This window comes from Polaromonas sp., from assembly GCF_030689685.1.
Taxonomy (GTDB): domain Bacteria; phylum Pseudomonadota; class Gammaproteobacteria; order Burkholderiales; family Burkholderiaceae_C; genus Polaromonas.
The window spans coordinates 42,566-58,499 of sequence record NZ_JAUYEY010000050.1 but is presented as its reverse complement, the minus strand read 5'-3'; the positions used below and the strand labels follow the sequence as shown (position 1 = coordinate 58,499).

Genomic DNA, 15,934 nt, shown 5'->3' with positions numbered 1-15,934 from the left:
GTTTGGCACCTCGATGTCGGCTCATCTCATCCTGGGGCTGTAGTCGGTCCCAAGGGTATGGCTGTTCGCCATTTAAAGAGGTACGTGAGCTGGGTTTAAAACGTCGTGAGACAGTTTGGTCCCTATCTTCCGTGGGCGCTGCAGATTTGAGGAAGCCTGCTCCTAGTACGAGAGGACCGGAGTGGACAGATCTCTGGTGTACCTGTTGTCACGCCAGTGGCATTGCCGGGTAGCTAAATCTGGAAGAGATAACCGCTGAAAGCATCTAAGCGGGAAACTCGTTTCAAGATGAGATCTGCCGGGGCCTTGAGCCCCCTAAAGAGTCGTTCAAGACCAGGACGTTGATAGGTCAGGTGTGGAAGCGCAGTAATGCGTTAAGCTAACTGATACTAATTGCTCGTGCGACTTGACCCTATAACTTTGATTAGATTCAAGGTTGTTATGCCCAAGTGACGCATTCAAAATACTGCTCTCGCAAGAGTGCAAGACATTAAATAAAAGCTGATTTGCTCTATGAATTCGATGGCTTGTTCGATGAACAAGTTGTCAAAAAGTTATGCCTGATGACCATAGCAAGTTGGTACCACTCCTTCCCATCCCGAACAGGACAGTGAAACGACTTAGCGCCGATGATAGTGCGGATTCCCGTGTGAAAGTAGGACATCGTCAGGCTCTTACAGCAAGAAACGCCCAGTTGATTCAGTCGACTGGGCGTTTTCTTTTGGGCGAAAGAAAATACACGTCATCCGGCGCTCATGTCATTTCCTGATCATGCGTTGAAAATCAAATCCCCATCCCTGCGCACCACGGCAGAACGCTCCAGTTCGACGGTCAGCTGCTCCACCCAATCTTCAAATACAGTGGACGCGAAAAATGCCTCGCGTATTTGTTGGAAGTAGCTGGTACGCCTCGCCCACTCGAGAAAATCCACGAAAAGAAGTTGCTGTTGTTCAAGCAACTTGAATTTAAGCAGTACCTTGGCCGCATGATGTGCATGCCGACCTGGATTGCTGGCAAAAGCATTCAAGCGTTGACGCGCAGATGCCAGTACTTGAGGACGGTAACCAAATACTGGGCCATGGCCGGGTATGACAGTGTGCGGAGCCAAGCGCTCGATCAGATCGAGTGTGGCCGCCACTTCGTCAAAAGCACTCCCCCCCTCAAGCTCGGGAAAGACCACGCCGAAGCCACGTTCCCACAAAGCATCGGCCGAAATCAAGATCCGAGACTGTGGTTCAAAAAGAATTACCGAATGAGGATCATGGCCTGGGGCCGCATGAATCTGCCAGAGTTTGTCAGCTAGCTCGATTTCGCCACCTGTTTTCAGCAAGTCGGTGAACTGAAACTGGGGGCACAACTGTCCTGTAGGGACATATGTCAACGCGATCGGGTTCCAGTTCGAAACAAGATGCGCTTGCCCAGGCGGAATCAGCGTTTGCAACTCCGGGTAAATGGTCTGAAGTGCCGAATTACCCCCGCAGTGATCGCTGTGCAAATGGGTATTGAGAAGAATGTCGAGAGTACGCCCTTGCAATGCGACCTCCACAAGATTCAGGGTCTGTTCGGCATGCGTCGCATACCCGCTGTCAACGATGGCGTTGAAATCCGTTCCCCGGAAGAGAATATTGTTGGACGACAGCCATCCACGTTCAAAAACGAGCAAACCTGCCGGCAGACGCTCGCCCGTCATGGCTGTAGCTTGTCGATCCATCAAGCCGTGGCGCGCAATTCACGCCTGAGGATCTTGCCCACATTCGTTTTAGGCAAATCATCACGAAATTCGATGTATTTCGGGCGTTTGTAACCAGTCAAATTTTGCCTGCAGTATTCGCCCACAGCCTCCTCGGTGAGTGTTGGATCGTTCTTCACGACAAAAACCTTGATCGCCTCACCCTGCTTGTCATCAGCGATGCCAATGGCTGCACATTCCAGAACGCCTGGACACAATGAAATGACATTCTCTAGCTCATTGGGAAATACGTTGAAGCCGGAAACAATGATCATGTCCTTCTTCCGATCGACGATTTTTGTATATCCCTTATCGTCCATGATTCCGATGTCGCCGGTTCGCATGAAGCCGTCGGGCGTGAATGCCTTTTCGTTTTCTGCGGGTTGTTGATAGTATCCCGTCATGACCTGTGGCCCCCGGATACAGATCTCCCCGGATTCGCCGAAGGGTAGTGAATGCCCATCATCGTCCTTGATCGCGATATCTATTCCCGGCAAAGGCAATCCAATCGTACCTGTGAACTCCCGATTGAGTACGGGGTTGTTGGTGCCGATCGCGCAGGTCTCACTCATCCCCCAGCCTTCGATCATCGGGCTTCCTGTGACCTCCAGCCAACGTTTGGCAGTGCCCTCGGAGGCCGCCATCCCGCCTGCCTGTGAGACGCAGAGGCTGGAAAAATCCACCGACTTGATCTGGGGGTGCTGCAGCAGGGCATTGAAGAGGGTGTTCACAGCCGGCAGCATATGGAAGGGTCGTTTTTTCAGAACTTCGATGAACTGGCCGAAGTCGCGCGGATTCGGGATCAGAGTGAGGTGGGAGCCCCAGCGGATCGCCAACAGGCACAGCGTCAGCGCGAAGATGTGATACAGCGGTAAAGCGGCAATGCCGTTGGTCTTGCTGACATCGCCAATACGGCGCAAGGCTGGCGTGAACCAGGCTTCTGCCTGCAGAACGGCGGCGACAATATTTCGGTGGGTCAGCACCGCGCCCTTGGACAAACCGGTGGTCCCGCCGGTGTATTGCAAAAAAGCTATCGAATCCAGATTGGTCTGAGACGGCTTGAGCGCTTTGCCCATCCCCTCCACCATCACGCGCTTGAAGGGCGTGACGGTGCGCCCGTTCGCCAGCGGCAACTTGTAGGCAGGCACCATCTTGGCCAGATGCCGTACCGCAAAAGTGATCCACTGCCCGTACCAGAAGCCCAGCAAATCACCCATTGACGCGACCACCACATGCTTGATCAAAGTCCGGTCGATGATCTCTTCAAGGGTTGTGGCGAAATTTTCTAGAACGACGATGGTGGTCGTGCCTGAGTCCTTGAGCTGGTGTTCCAGCTCGCGGGCGGTGTACAGCGGATTCACGTTGACGCAGGTGTAGCCGGCGCGCAGGATGCCGGCCATGGTCACGGCAAACTGCGGAATGTTGGGCAGCATGATGGCCACCCGGGCGCCGGGCTCCAGTCCCTGGGCTTGCAGCCACACCCCCATCGCGCAGGACAACTCATCGAGTTCCCCATACGACATCCAGCGATCCATGCAGACTGAAAACGGCCGCGATGCGTTCTTCCTGAAGGAGTCCTCCAGCAACTGGTTCAGCGAGCGAAACTGCTCCGGGTCAACGCTGTGCGGAACACCCTCGGGATAACTCTTGAGCCAAAACTTGTCCATGAAAACTCCTTTTGTCCCATTGTGAAAGCACCGCAAGTGCAAGCGTATGGGGCTTGTCCCTAATGCGCGTCCCCGCTTGCAAGAAGTTCAAGCAATTTCGTCTCGCAGGCGACAGCGTCCTCGTCAAACAAGGTTGCAATCCAGTCTGATTCGCGCTTTTCGATCAGCGTCAAAAACTCCGAAGCCCCTTTCATGTCCGCGAAAGCGTCGAAACCTGCCTCAAGAAAATCCTGCAGTGAACTCAGACCGGCCGCAGCTGCGGGTCTCCGCATCATTTTCAGCAGGCCGCGCAGGCCACGCATGCGTGTCAGGCGATCCAGCTCGCGCCCCAGGTGCAGAACAACTTCCAACTGGCGGAGCCTTGCCGGTCGGTCTGCGACAACGCGCCAGCATTGGATATACCGGACATGCGCACTGCGTGTGGGAGCCGCCAACCATTGCCGGGCCATCATGTCGTCGAGCTGTTCTGTCAGCGCATGCACTTCAGCCAGTGCGGCCGCCGTTTCGACAACCGCTTGTGGAAAGAGGCGGGCAATGGTGCTGGCAATGCGGGCGAACTGCTGATCGCGCTGTGCATAGTCCTGCTCGCCATACAGCTCATGCAGAAAAAATCCGGCGGCCCCGCAGTAACGGAGGTTGTGCAGAAGGTCCGCATATGTCGCCTTGAAACGCTGCGCCTGAAAACGCCTGATCTCCAGGCGGGCCTGTTCGAGCAGGGGCTGGCCCGCCCGGCCCAATCGTAGCTGCGAAACAGCCTGCATGGCTTCACGAATGCGGGATGCGGCAGGCTCCATATAAACACGGAGTTTATCTAGGTGCTGCGCTCTATAGAAATGCAGGGAGCGCGTGCGAAACTTGACCGATGCAAAGAAGGACCTTGGTCAAGCTGGGCGTCGCCTCGGCGGCGGTGCTCGCCCTGGGCGGAGGCGTTGCTGCGCTGATGCAAGCCGGACTGCAGAATGGCAAGTTGGGTGAGGCCGGCCGTGAGGTCTTTCGGGCGGTGGGCCGCGCGGTGCTGCAGGGAAGCCTGCCAACCGATGATGCTGCCAGGCAGGTCGCACTCGATGGTCTGCTTGGGCGGATCGACGAACTGACCCTGGCATTGCCAACCCATGCGCAGGACGAGCTGTCGCAGTTGTTGTCTTTGCTGGCGAGCGCGCCCGGGCGGCACCTGATGGCCGGTTTGAGTCAGGCGTGGCCAGTGGCTTCCGATGCGGATATTCAACTTGCGCTGCAGGGCATGCGGCTTTCAGCATTGGCGTTGCGGCAGCAGGCGTATGCGGCGCTGCATGACATCACAGCCGCAGCCTACTTTACGGATGCATCAACTTGGCCACTGCTTGGCTATCCCGGCCCGCCGAAACTTTAAAAATAGTGAAGACCGTATGAGTCAATTGCAAGACCCGATCCGCGACGGTCTCCAGCGCGGCTGGAAAGTCTTCGGAGGTGCCTTGGGTCCGGCACCCGAAAAAATTGTCTGCGATGTTGCCATCGTCGGCTCTGGCGCTGGCGCTGGCATTACCGCCGAACTGTTGGCCAGGGCTGGCCTGCATGTGGTGATGATCGAGGAGGGCCCCCTCAAAAGCAGCAGCGATTTCAATCAGAAGGAATCCGAGGCTTACCCGCAGCTCTATCAAGAAAGTGCGGCGCGTAAAACCGAAGACAAGGCGATCAACATCCTGCAGGGGCGCTGTGTGGGCGGCTCCACCACAGTTAACTGGACCAGTTCCTTTCGGACCCCGGCGCTTACGCTCAAATTCTGGCAGGATCATTTTGACCTGCCGGATTACCACGTGGATGCCCTTGCGCCCTTTTTTGCCCAAGCCGAAAAACGGCTGAACATCCTACCCTGGCTGACGCCACCGAACGAAAACAATGACCTGCTGCGGCGCGGCGCGGCCAAGCTCAATATCCAGGCGGCGGCGATTTCGCGCAATGTCAAAGGTTGCTGGAATCTGGGATCCTGCGGACTCGGTTGCCCGACCAATGCCAAGCAATCGATGCTGGTGACCACGATTCCGGCGGCTCTGGACCTGGGGGCTCAGCTACTGACTGAAATGCGGGTAGAGAAATTTGAACTGGCCAATGGCAAGGTGACGGCTTTGCACTGCCAAGGTGTTAAGAAAAATGGGGCTCTAGCCCACGTTGGACGGGCGCAAGTAGCTACCAAAATAATAGCAAAACACTACGTATTGGCAGCCGGCGCGATCAACTCGCCGGCGGTGCTTTTGCGCTCGGGCGCACCTGATCCACACGGTGTGCTGGGCGCTCGGACTTTTCTGCACCCGGTGGTGATGAGTTCGGCAGTGTTTTCGCAGAAAGTGGAAGCCTGGAACGGCGCGCCGCAAACCATCTACACCGATCATTTTCTGGACACGCAGGCGATTGACGGACCGATGGGCTACAAGCTTGAAGCACCGCCGCTGCATCCGGTGATTTTTGCATCGACTGTTCCGGGCATGGGTCAAAGCCAGCGCGACCTGCTCAAGACTTTCCCGCACAACCACACCCTGCTGGCGTTGCTGCGCGATGGTTTTCATGAGCAATCGCGTGGCGGACAGGTCAAGCTGCGTGGTGATGGGTCGGCAGTGCTGGCCTATCCGCTCACGGATTTTGTGATGGACGGTGCGCGCCGCGCTTTGCTGTCGATGATGGAAATCCAGTTCGCCGCTGGCGCACGCCAGGTCTTGCCGCTGCATGAAATGGCCACCCCCTACACCATCTGGAGCCAGGCCCGCGATGCGGTCAACGCCATGCCCATGAAACCCCTGTTGACCAAGGTGGTCAGCGCGCATGTGATGGGTGGGTGTGGCCTGGCTGGCCAGGAAAAGTCAGGGGTGGTCCGGCCTGATGGTGTGCATTGGCAGCTCGAAAATTTGTCGATTCACGACGGCTCTGTTTTTCCGACCAGCATAGGCGCCAATCCCCAGTTGTCCATTTACGGCGTCGTCAACAGGCTCGCGCAGGGATTGGCCAAAAAGCTGACCGGGCGAGAGTTCCTGCTGGCTTGAGTCGGGCGCATGCTGGCACGTCTTCAGCGCTTGATCATCTGCATGCTGCTGGCTGCAGCAGTCGCGTGGCTGATATTTTTCTGGGAAATTTCGACGGTGCTGGCGCTCGCTGGTTTCGCCGCCTTGATCTTGGGCTACTCCGGGTTTCTTGCGATTGAATTTCTCGCTTTGCGATTCGTCAATCGCGATGACCCGGCTCCGCAGCCGTCCTGGACAGAACTCGCGAAGGCCTGGCTTGGCGAAACATTGGTGGCGCCTCAGGTGTTTTGTTGGCGGCAACCTTTTCGCTCTGCCATGTTTCCAGACCAGCTGTCAGAACAGTCCGTGGTCCGCGGGCGCCGTGGGGTGGTGTTCATTCATGGATTTTTTTGCAATCGCGGCTTTTGGGCACCGTGGTTGAGACGCCTTCAGGGAAGCGGTCACGCCTATGTGGCGGTCAATCTGGAGCCGCCGTTTGCCTCTATCGACGATTACGTCCCGCTCATCGAAGCCGCAGTCCGGCAGGTCACGGAAGCTTCCGGTCGACCCCCGCTGCTGGTGTGCCACAGCATGGGCGGCCTGGCTGCGCGGGCTTGGCTCAAGCGCATGAAGGCGGAGGACCGCGTTCACCATGTGGTGACGCTGGGAACACCGCATCGCGGGACCTGGTTGGCCCGTTTCAGCCGAGTTGCCAACGGACGCCAGATGCAGTTATCGGGCCAGTGGCATCAGGCGCTTGACCTGGGCATGCCTGCGCATCGCCACGCCTTGTTTACCTGTTGGTATTCGAACTGCGACAACATTGTGTTTCCAAGTGCCACCGCCACTTTGCCTGGCGCGAATAATCGACTGGTTCAAGGCGCTGCACACGTCCAGCTGGCTTTTTTGCCACAGGTCATGGATGAAGTCCTGGCGATGAAGGACGATTGATTCGAGGAAAAGTATGCATTGATGCCGGTCGGCTCGTTGCTCGGTAACAAATTGTGTATGCTGGAGTTGCTCCTTGTTTGGGGTATCCGCAAGTCAGCAGCGCCGAGTCCGGGGCGCAGGCCTTGCAGGACCTGGCGGAGGAAAAATCTGCCCAGCCCGACATCATCATTACCGACATGCATATGCCCGAAATGGACGGTGTGACACTGGCGCGAGTTATCAAGGCAAAGGCGGGCCTGGCAAGTGTGCCGCTGGTGCTGCTCACTTCCGGTTTCATGCCACCCGGTCACGAGGCGGCCGAGTTGTTTGCAGCACGTTTGCTCAAGCCCGTCCGTCAAAAGCAGCTATTTGACGCGCTGGCTCGCTGTTTGTCGATGGATGATAGTGGCACGCACCCGGCCGAGCTGAAAGCCAGTGCCGCAACGGTGGCCGCCAAAGACATGACGCTGCTGGTGGTTGATGACAATGCCGTCAACCTCAAGGTGGCTGCGCGATGTTGGCTAAATTGGGCTACCAAGCCGAAACCGCCCTGGACGGAAGGGAGGCCGTGCAGGCTGTGGCACGGGCGCATGGCGCAGGTTGGCGTTTTGGCGCGGTTCTGATGGATGTGAACATGCCGCGCATGAATGGCTTTCAGGCGACACAACAGATTCAAGCCATGATGGGTCAAAAAGCCCCGCCGATTCTCGCCCTGACGGCTGCCGCATCGCCCGAAGATCGCGCGCGTTGTGCCGCCGCTGGCATGGACGATTACTTGACCAAGCCCTTGCATGTGGCCGCCTTGGCACAGGCGCTGGAGCGCTGGTTGCCCAGAATGGCCTCGGCTGCCGAGGGCTCCAGCAAACCGGCCAAGCCGGGACCCACGCTCGCTCGGGCAACTGGCCCCGCTTCACAGGCAAAGCCGCAGCTAGACAAGCCCAAGCCGGCGGTTGCGCTGGAGGTGAAGTTGATGGACTTCGAGCGTCTGGCGCAGTTCAAGGAGTTTGATGACGACAACTTAAGCATGACCCGTGAGGTGATTGGCTTGTTTGTCGCCGATGCTTCCCAGCGGCTCAAGGCCATCGACCAGAGCATTCGCGCCGATGATCCCGTTGCGCTCGCTTGGGCGGCACATGCGCTCATAGGCGCGACCAGCAATGTAGGCGCTGTTGCGATGCAGACTGTTTGCGTTGAATTTGAGCTTGAGGCAAAAAAAGGCCGTATACCTCTCAACGCTGCGCAGCAGTTCGACAGGCTTCAGGTGTATTGGGAGAAAACCAAGGGCATATTGAGCACTTGGGTTTGAGCTCGCCTTTGCCAACGGTTGCCCACAAGAATCGAGACAAGATGCAAAATTTTGAGAGTGTGCGCACGCTCACAATTTGAAATTCCTGCCTCGATCCATCGCCAAAAAGCTGTGAAATTTTTCACACCTAGCACGAGACATATTCACTATCCAGATTTGGACAGGCTTCATACGCTTAACAAACTGTAATGGTTACAAGGCGCGTGAAGATGAATACCCTGTTGAATGCCGGATTTGCGGACTTGGCTCCGCCTCCTGCCAATCCTGAGCTCTCTGATTCGAGCACGGATGTACTCAGTGTGTTGATTGATGTTCTGGCTCACGGCGTTATCGTGGTGGGGGTGCGCGGCCAGCTTATCCATGCCAATCAGGCAGCCCGGGTCGAACTCAGCCGCCGCAGAGTGCTCGGGAAGGTCGGCGATGAAGTCCATGCCATCATGCCGGCGGACGGTAAAACCCTGCAAACGGCCTTGATCAAGGCGGCAGGTGGAAAGCGCAGCTTGGTCAACGTAAGCGGCGGTGGCCTGAGCCTGATGCTGGCGGTGGTTCCGCTCAAGCCTGAAATCGGCGCAAGGGAAAACCGTACTGCGCTGTTCTTTTCGCGGGCCGAGGTGTGTGAACCAGGGATGTTCGGATTTTTTGCCCGCAGTTATGGATTGACCCAGACTGAAGAGCAGGTGTTGATCATCTTGTGCCGGGGGCTGAGCACGCCGGAAATTGCCCTTCAGATGAAGGTCGCTGTGTCCACTGTGCGCAGTCATGTGCGCAGCCTTTGCGCGAAAACCGGCTCCAGCGGGGTGCGCGAATTAGTGAACAGGGTTGCCGTTTTGCCTCCGGTGGCGCCTTTGTACCTGGTCCAAATTCACTAAAAATTCATCGCGGCCGGTGCTGGCGCCCACACTGGCGGCACGCCACGTGCTAGATTACGGCTCATTATGAGCACGTCAATCCCTTCTGCTGAAGACCTGTACACATCGCTGGTTCCAGAATTGCGCTCGCTGGCGCGCCGTGGCGTGCAGCGTACCTACCGAAAAAATGCAGTCTTGATCAACGAAGGTGAGTCCGGCGACAGCCTATTTGTGCTTCTCAAGGGAAGTGTCAAGGTGTTCGCCATGGACGAAAGTGGACGTGAAATCACCTACGGCACTGTCAACGCAGGTGACTATTTTGGCGAAATGTCCCTTGACGGCGGGCCCCGGTCTGCCTCGGTGATGACGCTGGAGCCTTGCACTTGCGCCGTGTTAAGTCGCACTGACGTGAGCGAGCACCTGGTCGAGGAACCCGAATTTGCCATCAATTTGGTGGTCCAGGTGATCCGCCGTGCCCGTGCCGCGACGGAAACCGCGCGGAACATGGCCTTGCTCGATGTTTACGGCCGGCTGGTAGCCTTGCTGGAAGAGCGTCGTGAAGGTGCTACCGAGGGCGAGGGAAGCAGCGCGACGCTGGAATCCATCACCCATCAGGACATTGCCAACCGCGTCGGCGCTTCGCGCGAGATGGTCAGCCGCCTGCTGAAAGACCTTGAAAAGGGTGGCTATATTGAGCTTGGCATCAGGCGTATCACGCTGCTTAAAAAGCTGCCCAGCCGCTGGTAGGCCGGCACAGTTGCGGTACTGGTGTGCAGATCGAAGCGCCCATGAAACACGCCTATCGATGCGCCTGTTTTGCCGTGCCGGCCAAGCTTGCCCGAAAGCTGGCCAGTAGAGCGCAAGCGTCAGAGCAGCATCAATTGCATGGTCATATTGAAGCTGCTGCTCGACTGCGCACGCTACGCGGCGTTGCCAGCACGCGGGCCACTCACCCCGCGCTGCCGGGCGCCCAGGCGTCTGAATTGAACTACCAGCGGGTCGTATTTGATCTGGCGCAGGGGGTGGACTTGCCTGGGCACCCGGTTCGCGATGAGGGTGGAAAACCCGTGCCGGATGCAGCGGCAAACCACGTGTATGACAACACCGGCATCACCCTGGATTTTTACCTCAAGGTTTTTGGCCGGCGCTCAATCGACAACTGCGGCTCAAGGGTTGAGTCATCGGTCCACTTTGGCCAAAACTTTGGCAATGCGATGTGGACCGGGAAAAGTATGGTCTATGGCGACGGCGACCAAAACGTCAGCGGGTTCCCGGCAGCCTTGGACATCATCGCCCATGAGCTCACGCACGGGGTCACGCAACACATGATCAAAGGCGGGCTTGGGGTGGTTCCCGTGGCTCCCAAAGACCGTGAATTCAAGGAACAGACCCATGACCTGCGCGGCCAGTCGGGCGCACTCAATGAGTCGTTCTCGGATGTAGTGGGAAGCATGGTCAAACAGTGGCATGCCGGGCAGGATGTGACAAAAGCCAACTGGCTGCTGGGCGAGCATCTGCTGGCGGCCCGCCATGGCCGCGCGATCCGCTCGCTCAAAGACCCTGGCAACCGTGCCCTGACCTGGTACGAAGACGAGCAGTACAAAAGCATGGACGACTATGCGGACGGTGCCGATGTGCACGACAGCTCTGGCGTGCCCAACCATGCGTTTTACCTCGCGGCACAGCACCTAGGCGGTTTTTCCTGGGAGAAAACCGGCGCAATCTGGTACGAGGCCTTTGCAAAACTGACTCCTGCAGCTACTTTCAAAGATGCAGCACGCGTTACCCGCCAGGTGGCGAGCCAGAGATTCGGCGTCGGGTCAAAAGAGCACAAAGCCGTCACCTCAGCCTGGCAGGCGGTCAAAGTGATCACCTGAACGGCGCCATGAATGCCTTGCGTTGCAGCATGCGGTGTGCAAGGATTCGAACTGCCGGATAAGCTCGGCAAGATCCTTGCTCAACCTCAAAAAATGCCCATCAACTGCCTCGCCTGCCTGACCGTCAATCCCGACGGAAACCGTTTCTGCGAAGCATGCGGTGCTGGCTTGGCTCATGTGTGCCGTCAATGCGGGCAAGAGTGCGGCCCGTCCGCCCGGTTTTGCGGTGCCTGTGGTTCGCCGCAGGCAGGCGCAGGTCCGGCTGCGGTAGCCGCAGCCGCCTTGCCCGTTATTCCGGCTGTGCCTGCCTGGGGTGAGCTCAAACAAGCCACCGTGCTGTTTGCCGACATCGTTAGTTCTACTGAACAGATTGCCGACCTGGATGCCGAGCAGGCCATGGAGCGCCTCGGACCAGCCCTGGCGTTGATGTGTGAGTCCATCGAAAAGTTCTCCGGCACCGTGGTCAGAACCATGGGAGACGGCGTGATGGCCTTGTTTGGCGCACCGAAGGCGCTGGAGGGCCATGCCCTGCTGGCCTGCGAGGCAGCCCTTGACATGCAGCAGGCCTTCAAGGGCGACTCGCTGGGTTTTCGTATTCGTGTCGGCCTGCATTCTGGCCAGGTTGCGTCTGACCCGCAGCAGGCCGATGGCCGGGGCGGCGGTGCCCATGGTCTGACGATTCACCTGGCCAGCCGGGTGGTGGGCCTGGCCGAGCCAGGGGGTATTTGTGCCACTGAAAGCTGCTACGCCCTGCTTCGATCGAGCGGCGACGTGCGTTTTATGGGCAAACACCTGCTCAAAGGCATTTCTGGCCACACCGGTATTTACGCCTTGGTTGGGCTCAAGGCCGCCTCGACCAACCGTCTCACGCAGCAAGGCAGTCTGACGCCGTTTCTCGGGCGAACCGGCGAAATGGATGTTCTCAAGCAGGCACTTCTTCTGACCGAAAGGGGCCAGGCGCGGGCGGTTGGAATCTCAGGCGAGCCTGGGGCGGGCAAAAGCCGCCTTTGCCATGAATTCACCCAGTGGTGCCGCAGCCATTCGATTCCTGTTTTTGAGGTGCGTGCGCAGCCCTATGGCCATGCCATGCCGTTGCAGCCGGGACTGAGTCTTTTGAGGACTTTCTTTTTCCGGATCACGCCAGCCGACGATGGCGCCGCAGCCAGAGCCCGAATTACCGCGCGCCTGGCCCAGCTAGGCCCCCCGTCTGAGGCTGATCTGGCTTTGCTTTACGATTTTTTGGGTGTGGCCGAAGCAGGCAGTGCGCTGCTACCCGGGCTCAACCCCAAGTTGCGCCATGCCCGCCTTCTCAGCCTGGTGCGTGAACTCGTCAAGCATGATGCCGCCACAACTAGTGTGATCCTGATTGAAGACTTGCACTGGCTGGACGAAGCGAGCGAAGAATTTGTGGCAACTCTGGTGGAGGCTGCAGCCGCTACCCAGACCATGGTGGTGCTCAATTTTCGGCCGTCTTATCGGCTGCCGTGGGCCCAGTTCGATAATTTCCAGAAAGTCGAACTGGATCAGCTCAGCGGCAGTGAGATTGAACATCTCGTCCGGTCCCTGATAGGCCCGCGCGAAGAGCTTCGCGAGATGTGCCGGCTTGTGGTCAAGCGAAGTGGTGGCAACCCATTTTTTGCAGAAGAGCTGGTGCGCTCGCTGGCCGATGGCGGGTTTCTGGCAGAAGAGGCCGACCTCAGCGCGGAAGCCCTTCAAGCAATAGAACGCTCGCTGCCGCCGACCGTGCAGGCAGTGATTGGTGCCCGGTTGGACCGGCTGGGCGAGCCTGAAAAAACCCTGCTGCAAATGTGCGCCATCATTGGCAAAGAGATTCCTCTGGCAGTGCTGGAGCACATGGCCAGCCCGCTTGCCAGCGTCATCGAAAAGGGGCTGGACGGGCTGTGCCATGCCGATCTCATTCTTCCGCAGCCGGCGGTTGGGGGGCGGCGCTTTGCGTTTCGCCACCCGCTGATTCAGGAGGTAGCCTACAGCACTCAGCTCAAGGTTCGACGTGGCCCCCTCCATTGCGCGGTGGCGCTGGCCATGGAGGTTTATTACCGCGACCAGCTTGACGAATATGCCGCTCTTATCGCATATCACTATGAGTCGGCTGGGCAGCATGTGGATGCGGCTCACCATTCGTCCCGTGCTGCGCAGTGGGTGGGAGCCACGAACTCGGCACTCGCCATCAAGCACTGGCACAAGGTGCGCTCGCTGTTGCAGGGCCAGGCCCGCTCTGCCAGGGCCGACAGTTTGCGGGTTCGCGCGGGCGGGCAGATTGCGGTACTTGGCTGGCGCGAAGGCCTGGTTTTACAGGAAGTGCAGCCATTTATTGACGAGGCCAAGGCTCTCGCAGGTGAGATGGACGGGCGTTTGATGCAACTTCTTCTGATGGCTGAAGGGCGCATGTTGCAGGCCAGTGGCGGCCCGGCAGACGGTTATGTCGATCTTCTGCGGCAGGCGCAGTTTCTGATGGAGCCGGGCGCAGACCCTGGTCGCGAGGCAATGATCAACGCTGCACTGAGCCAGGCCTACGCATGGGCCGGCCTGCTGGAGCAAGCGCTTGCCGCCAACACGGCCGCGATGCAGGGTATGAGCGCCATAGACCGGTTTGACCGCGAATGGATAGGTTTCAGTGTGGAGCATTGGGTATTGGGCATGCGCGCCCGGTTGCTGACACGTTTGGGGCGGTTGGGAGACGCCGAAGAATGTCTGCAGCAGCTGCTGGTGCTGGGACAGTCGTCCAACGACCCGGTCATCATGCAGTTTGCGCACTTTGGCTACATTGACCTTGCATGGTGCCGACAGAGTGCATCCATCGCACAGGAGCATTACGCTCATGTGGAAGAGATTGCCGCCAAACATGAGGGCCCTTATCTGCGCGTTTTTGCGCTGAGCTGCAGAGCTACAACAGTCAGTATTGCGGGCGATTTCGTTACGGCTGCTAGCACCCTCACAGACGCGCTGGCGCTTGTTCGTGGAGCTAAAGTGGCAATGGAGTATGAAACTGAGATTCTTGCCAGCCTTGCTGAGTGTTATCGCCAGCTTGGGCAGGCAGACCGGGCGGTCGAGCTTGGCGGCGAAGCAATAGCCTTGGCCCGACGGCGAAGCACGCGACTTCCCGAGTGCCGGGCCCTTATAACTAGCGCAGCTGCACTTTTGGACAAGCACGGATTAATAGGTGTTGCGCAGGCGAAGCCATTATTTGCGATGGCGGCAGAGCTGGTGCGTTTGACCGGTGCGACGATCTATGAGGAATCCCTACAACGCGAGTGCGCACGCATCCAGACTCTCGGCAAGCCGGTAGAAGTCAGCGCGTGACCAGCAGGGTGAACTCGTTCATCCCGTAACCCCTGACAAGTTCGACGCGAGTGTTGAACTGCAGTTCGCAATACTGCACCCAGACTTCAGCAGGGGTGCGGTATAGCTCTGTAATCGATTGAAAATTCTCTGGTTGTGGAGCGAGAAAATTGACGGCAAAGCCAAGCCGGCTTGTCTGGTTTATTTCAGACAATGTTTTTTCTACAAAGAGTTGCCACCGGTCAGCATGCTGCGTCAGCTTGACGTTAAAAATGCCGCTGGCCACCGAATAGTCAGCAACGCGCGGGATAGATGTGCCAGCGACAAATCGGGTCCGGATATTGGCTGCTTGGCGGAGCCTGGCCTGTTCGATCATCGCTTGCGATAAATCCATGCCCAGGTAATCCACTTTGGCGTTACGGTGCCGCCTGGCCAGAAAGCCAGCCAGTGCGCCATAACCGCAGCCGACGTCGTTCAATGAAAAGGCCTGGCTGAAATCGCATAACTTCAGTAGCTGGATGAAGCGCAGCTCCTGCGTAGGCTGGCAAGTCCAGTCTGCGCCCAAGGGTGTGGCCCCGTGGGCCAGCACCTTGCCGGTGTAGTAACGCTCTACTTCGTCGTACACACCGGCAAGCGCTGGATCGGGGAGGGGTGCAGCGGCAGTTTTCACTGCGGCGTGGTCCGCCCCGATTTTTGTCACTTGGCTGTTTTCTTGGCTGCTTTCGCCGCAGGTTTTGCAGCCTTCAAGGCCATGGTGGGCAGGGAGATGGTCAGGTAGTCCTGATTGAAGTAGGCCAGTGGCCGGCTTTTGTCACTGATCAGCACGCGGGTGTTGCCTTTTTCAGCGCGCATGTCGTGGAAGGTGAAATAAACCGGCAATGGGCTCTTGGCACCCAAGTTACGAATGATGGCGTTCACGATAGCGACATCGCCATTTTGGCCCGCGACGCTGGAGTCATGTTTACCCAGATTGTCGAAGTACTCATGCATGCGGTTTTTGGCCTCTGCATTGGAGGCGCCGATGTTGAGAACCGCAACGCTTGATTTGAAAGAGCGTCCCTTCTTGAAAATCTTGAACTCTTTCTGCAGCACAACCATTTCGTCAATGCCACCAAAGTGGGTCTTCTTGTCCGGCGTGGGGCCAAAACGGACATTGAGTTGGTCAAGCAGACTTCCAACATGGATGTCGTGTTCTTTCATGAAATAGCCCATAGATGCTCTCCTGAAGTTACGGTTGTAAAAATGCCGCACGTTGGTAAAAGTTGCAACGTAGTGTTAAGGCACTGCGAGTGTAGGGCTTAGTTTTTT

The 15,934-nt window shown here is 57.8% G+C and carries 14 protein-coding genes, 2 rRNA genes and 1 pseudogene; 12 read left to right on the top strand and 5 right to left on the bottom strand.

The annotated features are described in order from the left end of the window. Positions 1-414: ribosomal RNA gene (locus tag Q8O29_RS12410) — 23S ribosomal RNA — on the top strand; the annotation flags it as partial. A 145-nt stretch (positions 415-559) separates the two neighbouring features. Then, positions 560-672: ribosomal RNA gene (gene rrf / locus Q8O29_RS12405) — 5S ribosomal RNA — on the top strand. A 97-nt stretch (positions 673-769) separates the two neighbouring features. On the opposite strand, the gene Q8O29_RS12400 is transcribed toward rrf, so the two are convergent. The 3 genes from Q8O29_RS12400 to Q8O29_RS12390 are packed head-to-tail and all read right to left on the bottom strand — an operon-like array spanning position 770 to position 4,190. Further along, positions 770-1,690 (bottom strand): MBL fold metallo-hydrolase, encoded by a 921-nt coding sequence (locus Q8O29_RS12400; protein WP_305563217.1) that lies wholly within the window; start codon positions 1,688-1,690, stop codon positions 770-772. A 20-nt stretch (positions 1,691-1,710) separates the two neighbouring features. Then, a complete protein-coding gene (locus tag Q8O29_RS12395) occupies positions 1,711-3,396 on the bottom strand; it encodes an AMP-binding protein (protein ID WP_305563215.1) in 1,686 nt (561 codons plus the stop codon). A 59-nt stretch (positions 3,397-3,455) separates the two neighbouring features. Next, the gene (locus Q8O29_RS12390; RefSeq protein WP_305563214.1) at positions 3,456-4,190 is read right to left on the bottom strand and encodes a hypothetical protein; all 735 of its coding nucleotides are present in this window, start codon (positions 4,188-4,190) and stop codon (positions 3,456-3,458) included. 83 nt (positions 4,191-4,273) lie between these two features. Between Q8O29_RS12390 and Q8O29_RS12385 the strand changes: the two genes are divergently transcribed. The 10 genes and pseudogenes from Q8O29_RS12385 to Q8O29_RS12345 all read left to right on the top strand — a co-directional run bounded on the left by Q8O29_RS12385 (position 4,274) and on the right by Q8O29_RS12345 (position 14,647). Then, on the top strand, positions 4,274-4,765 hold the full coding sequence (locus tag Q8O29_RS12385) for a hypothetical protein (protein WP_305563212.1): 492 nt from the start codon (positions 4,274-4,276) through the stop codon (positions 4,763-4,765). Between the two features lie 16 nt (positions 4,766-4,781). Then, complete coding sequence (locus tag Q8O29_RS12380) at positions 4,782-6,407, top strand: GMC family oxidoreductase (protein WP_305563210.1); 1,626 nt, start codon at positions 4,782-4,784, stop codon at positions 6,405-6,407. 9 nt (positions 6,408-6,416) lie between these two features. Continuing rightward, a complete protein-coding gene (locus tag Q8O29_RS12375; protein WP_305563208.1) occupies positions 6,417-7,316 on the top strand; it encodes a triacylglycerol lipase in 900 nt (299 codons plus the stop codon). A gap of 77 nt (positions 7,317-7,393) precedes the next feature. Next, positions 7,394-7,918 (top strand): response regulator, encoded by a 525-nt coding sequence (locus Q8O29_RS12370; RefSeq protein WP_305563206.1) that lies wholly within the window; start codon positions 7,394-7,396, stop codon positions 7,916-7,918. After that, positions 7,810-8,601, top strand: a complete 792-nt coding sequence (locus Q8O29_RS12365; RefSeq protein WP_305563204.1) for a response regulator — start codon at positions 7,810-7,812, stop codon at positions 8,599-8,601. Before Q8O29_RS12370 ends, Q8O29_RS12365 begins: the two co-directional genes overlap by 109 nt. Positions 8,602-8,810: 209 nt before the next feature. Next, positions 8,811-9,470, top strand: a complete 660-nt coding sequence (locus Q8O29_RS12360; protein ID WP_305563202.1) for a LuxR family transcriptional regulator — start codon at positions 8,811-8,813, stop codon at positions 9,468-9,470. Between the two features lie 66 nt (positions 9,471-9,536). Continuing rightward, a complete protein-coding gene (locus tag Q8O29_RS12355) occupies positions 9,537-10,196 on the top strand; it encodes a Crp/Fnr family transcriptional regulator (RefSeq protein ID WP_305563200.1) in 660 nt (219 codons plus the stop codon). 41 nt (positions 10,197-10,237) lie between these two features. After that, positions 10,238-11,326, top strand: a complete 1,089-nt coding sequence (locus Q8O29_RS12350; protein WP_305563198.1) for a M4 family metallopeptidase — start codon at positions 10,238-10,240, stop codon at positions 11,324-11,326. 12 nt (positions 11,327-11,338) lie between these two features. Then, a pseudogene (locus Q8O29_RS20385) lies at positions 11,339-11,551 on the top strand (zinc ribbon domain-containing protein); the annotation flags it as partial. 57 nt (positions 11,552-11,608) lie between these two features. After that, entirely contained in the window at positions 11,609-14,647 is a 3,039-nt protein-coding gene (locus Q8O29_RS12345) for an AAA family ATPase (RefSeq protein ID WP_305563196.1), read from the top strand. Here Q8O29_RS12345 and Q8O29_RS12340 read toward each other — a convergent pair. Both Q8O29_RS12340 and Q8O29_RS12335 read right to left on the bottom strand, forming a co-directional pair. After that, entirely contained in the window at positions 14,637-15,326 is a 690-nt protein-coding gene (locus Q8O29_RS12340) for a class I SAM-dependent methyltransferase (protein ID WP_305563194.1), read from the bottom strand. The genes Q8O29_RS12345 and Q8O29_RS12340 overlap by 11 nt on opposite strands. Continuing rightward, complete coding sequence (locus tag Q8O29_RS12335) at positions 15,323-15,877, bottom strand: hypothetical protein (RefSeq protein WP_305563192.1); 555 nt, start codon at positions 15,875-15,877, stop codon at positions 15,323-15,325. Before Q8O29_RS12335 ends, Q8O29_RS12340 begins: the two co-directional genes overlap by 4 nt. Positions 15,878-15,934 lie beyond the last annotated feature (57 nt).

Coding starts and splice junctions, on each gene's coding strand:
- Q8O29_RS12400 (WP_305563217.1), bottom strand. CDS start 1,690: ATGACGGGCGAGCGTCTGCCGGCAGGTTTGCTCGTTTTTGAACGTGGA.
- Q8O29_RS12380 (WP_305563210.1), top strand. CDS start 4,782: ATGAGTCAATTGCAAGACCCGATCCGCGACGGTCTCCAGCGCGGCTGG.
- Q8O29_RS12365 (WP_305563204.1), top strand. CDS start 7,810: ATGTTGGCTAAATTGGGCTACCAAGCCGAAACCGCCCTGGACGGAAGG.
- Q8O29_RS12395 (WP_305563215.1), bottom strand. CDS start 3,396: ATGGACAAGTTTTGGCTCAAGAGTTATCCCGAGGGTGTTCCGCACAGC.
- Q8O29_RS12360 (WP_305563202.1), top strand. CDS start 8,811: ATGAATACCCTGTTGAATGCCGGATTTGCGGACTTGGCTCCGCCTCCT.
- Q8O29_RS12375 (WP_305563208.1), top strand. CDS start 6,417: ATGCTGGCACGTCTTCAGCGCTTGATCATCTGCATGCTGCTGGCTGCA.
- Q8O29_RS12355 (WP_305563200.1), top strand. CDS start 9,537: ATGAGCACGTCAATCCCTTCTGCTGAAGACCTGTACACATCGCTGGTT.
- Q8O29_RS12350 (WP_305563198.1), top strand. CDS start 10,238: ATGAAACACGCCTATCGATGCGCCTGTTTTGCCGTGCCGGCCAAGCTT.
- Q8O29_RS12390 (WP_305563214.1), bottom strand. CDS start 4,190: ATGGAGCCTGCCGCATCCCGCATTCGTGAAGCCATGCAGGCTGTTTCG.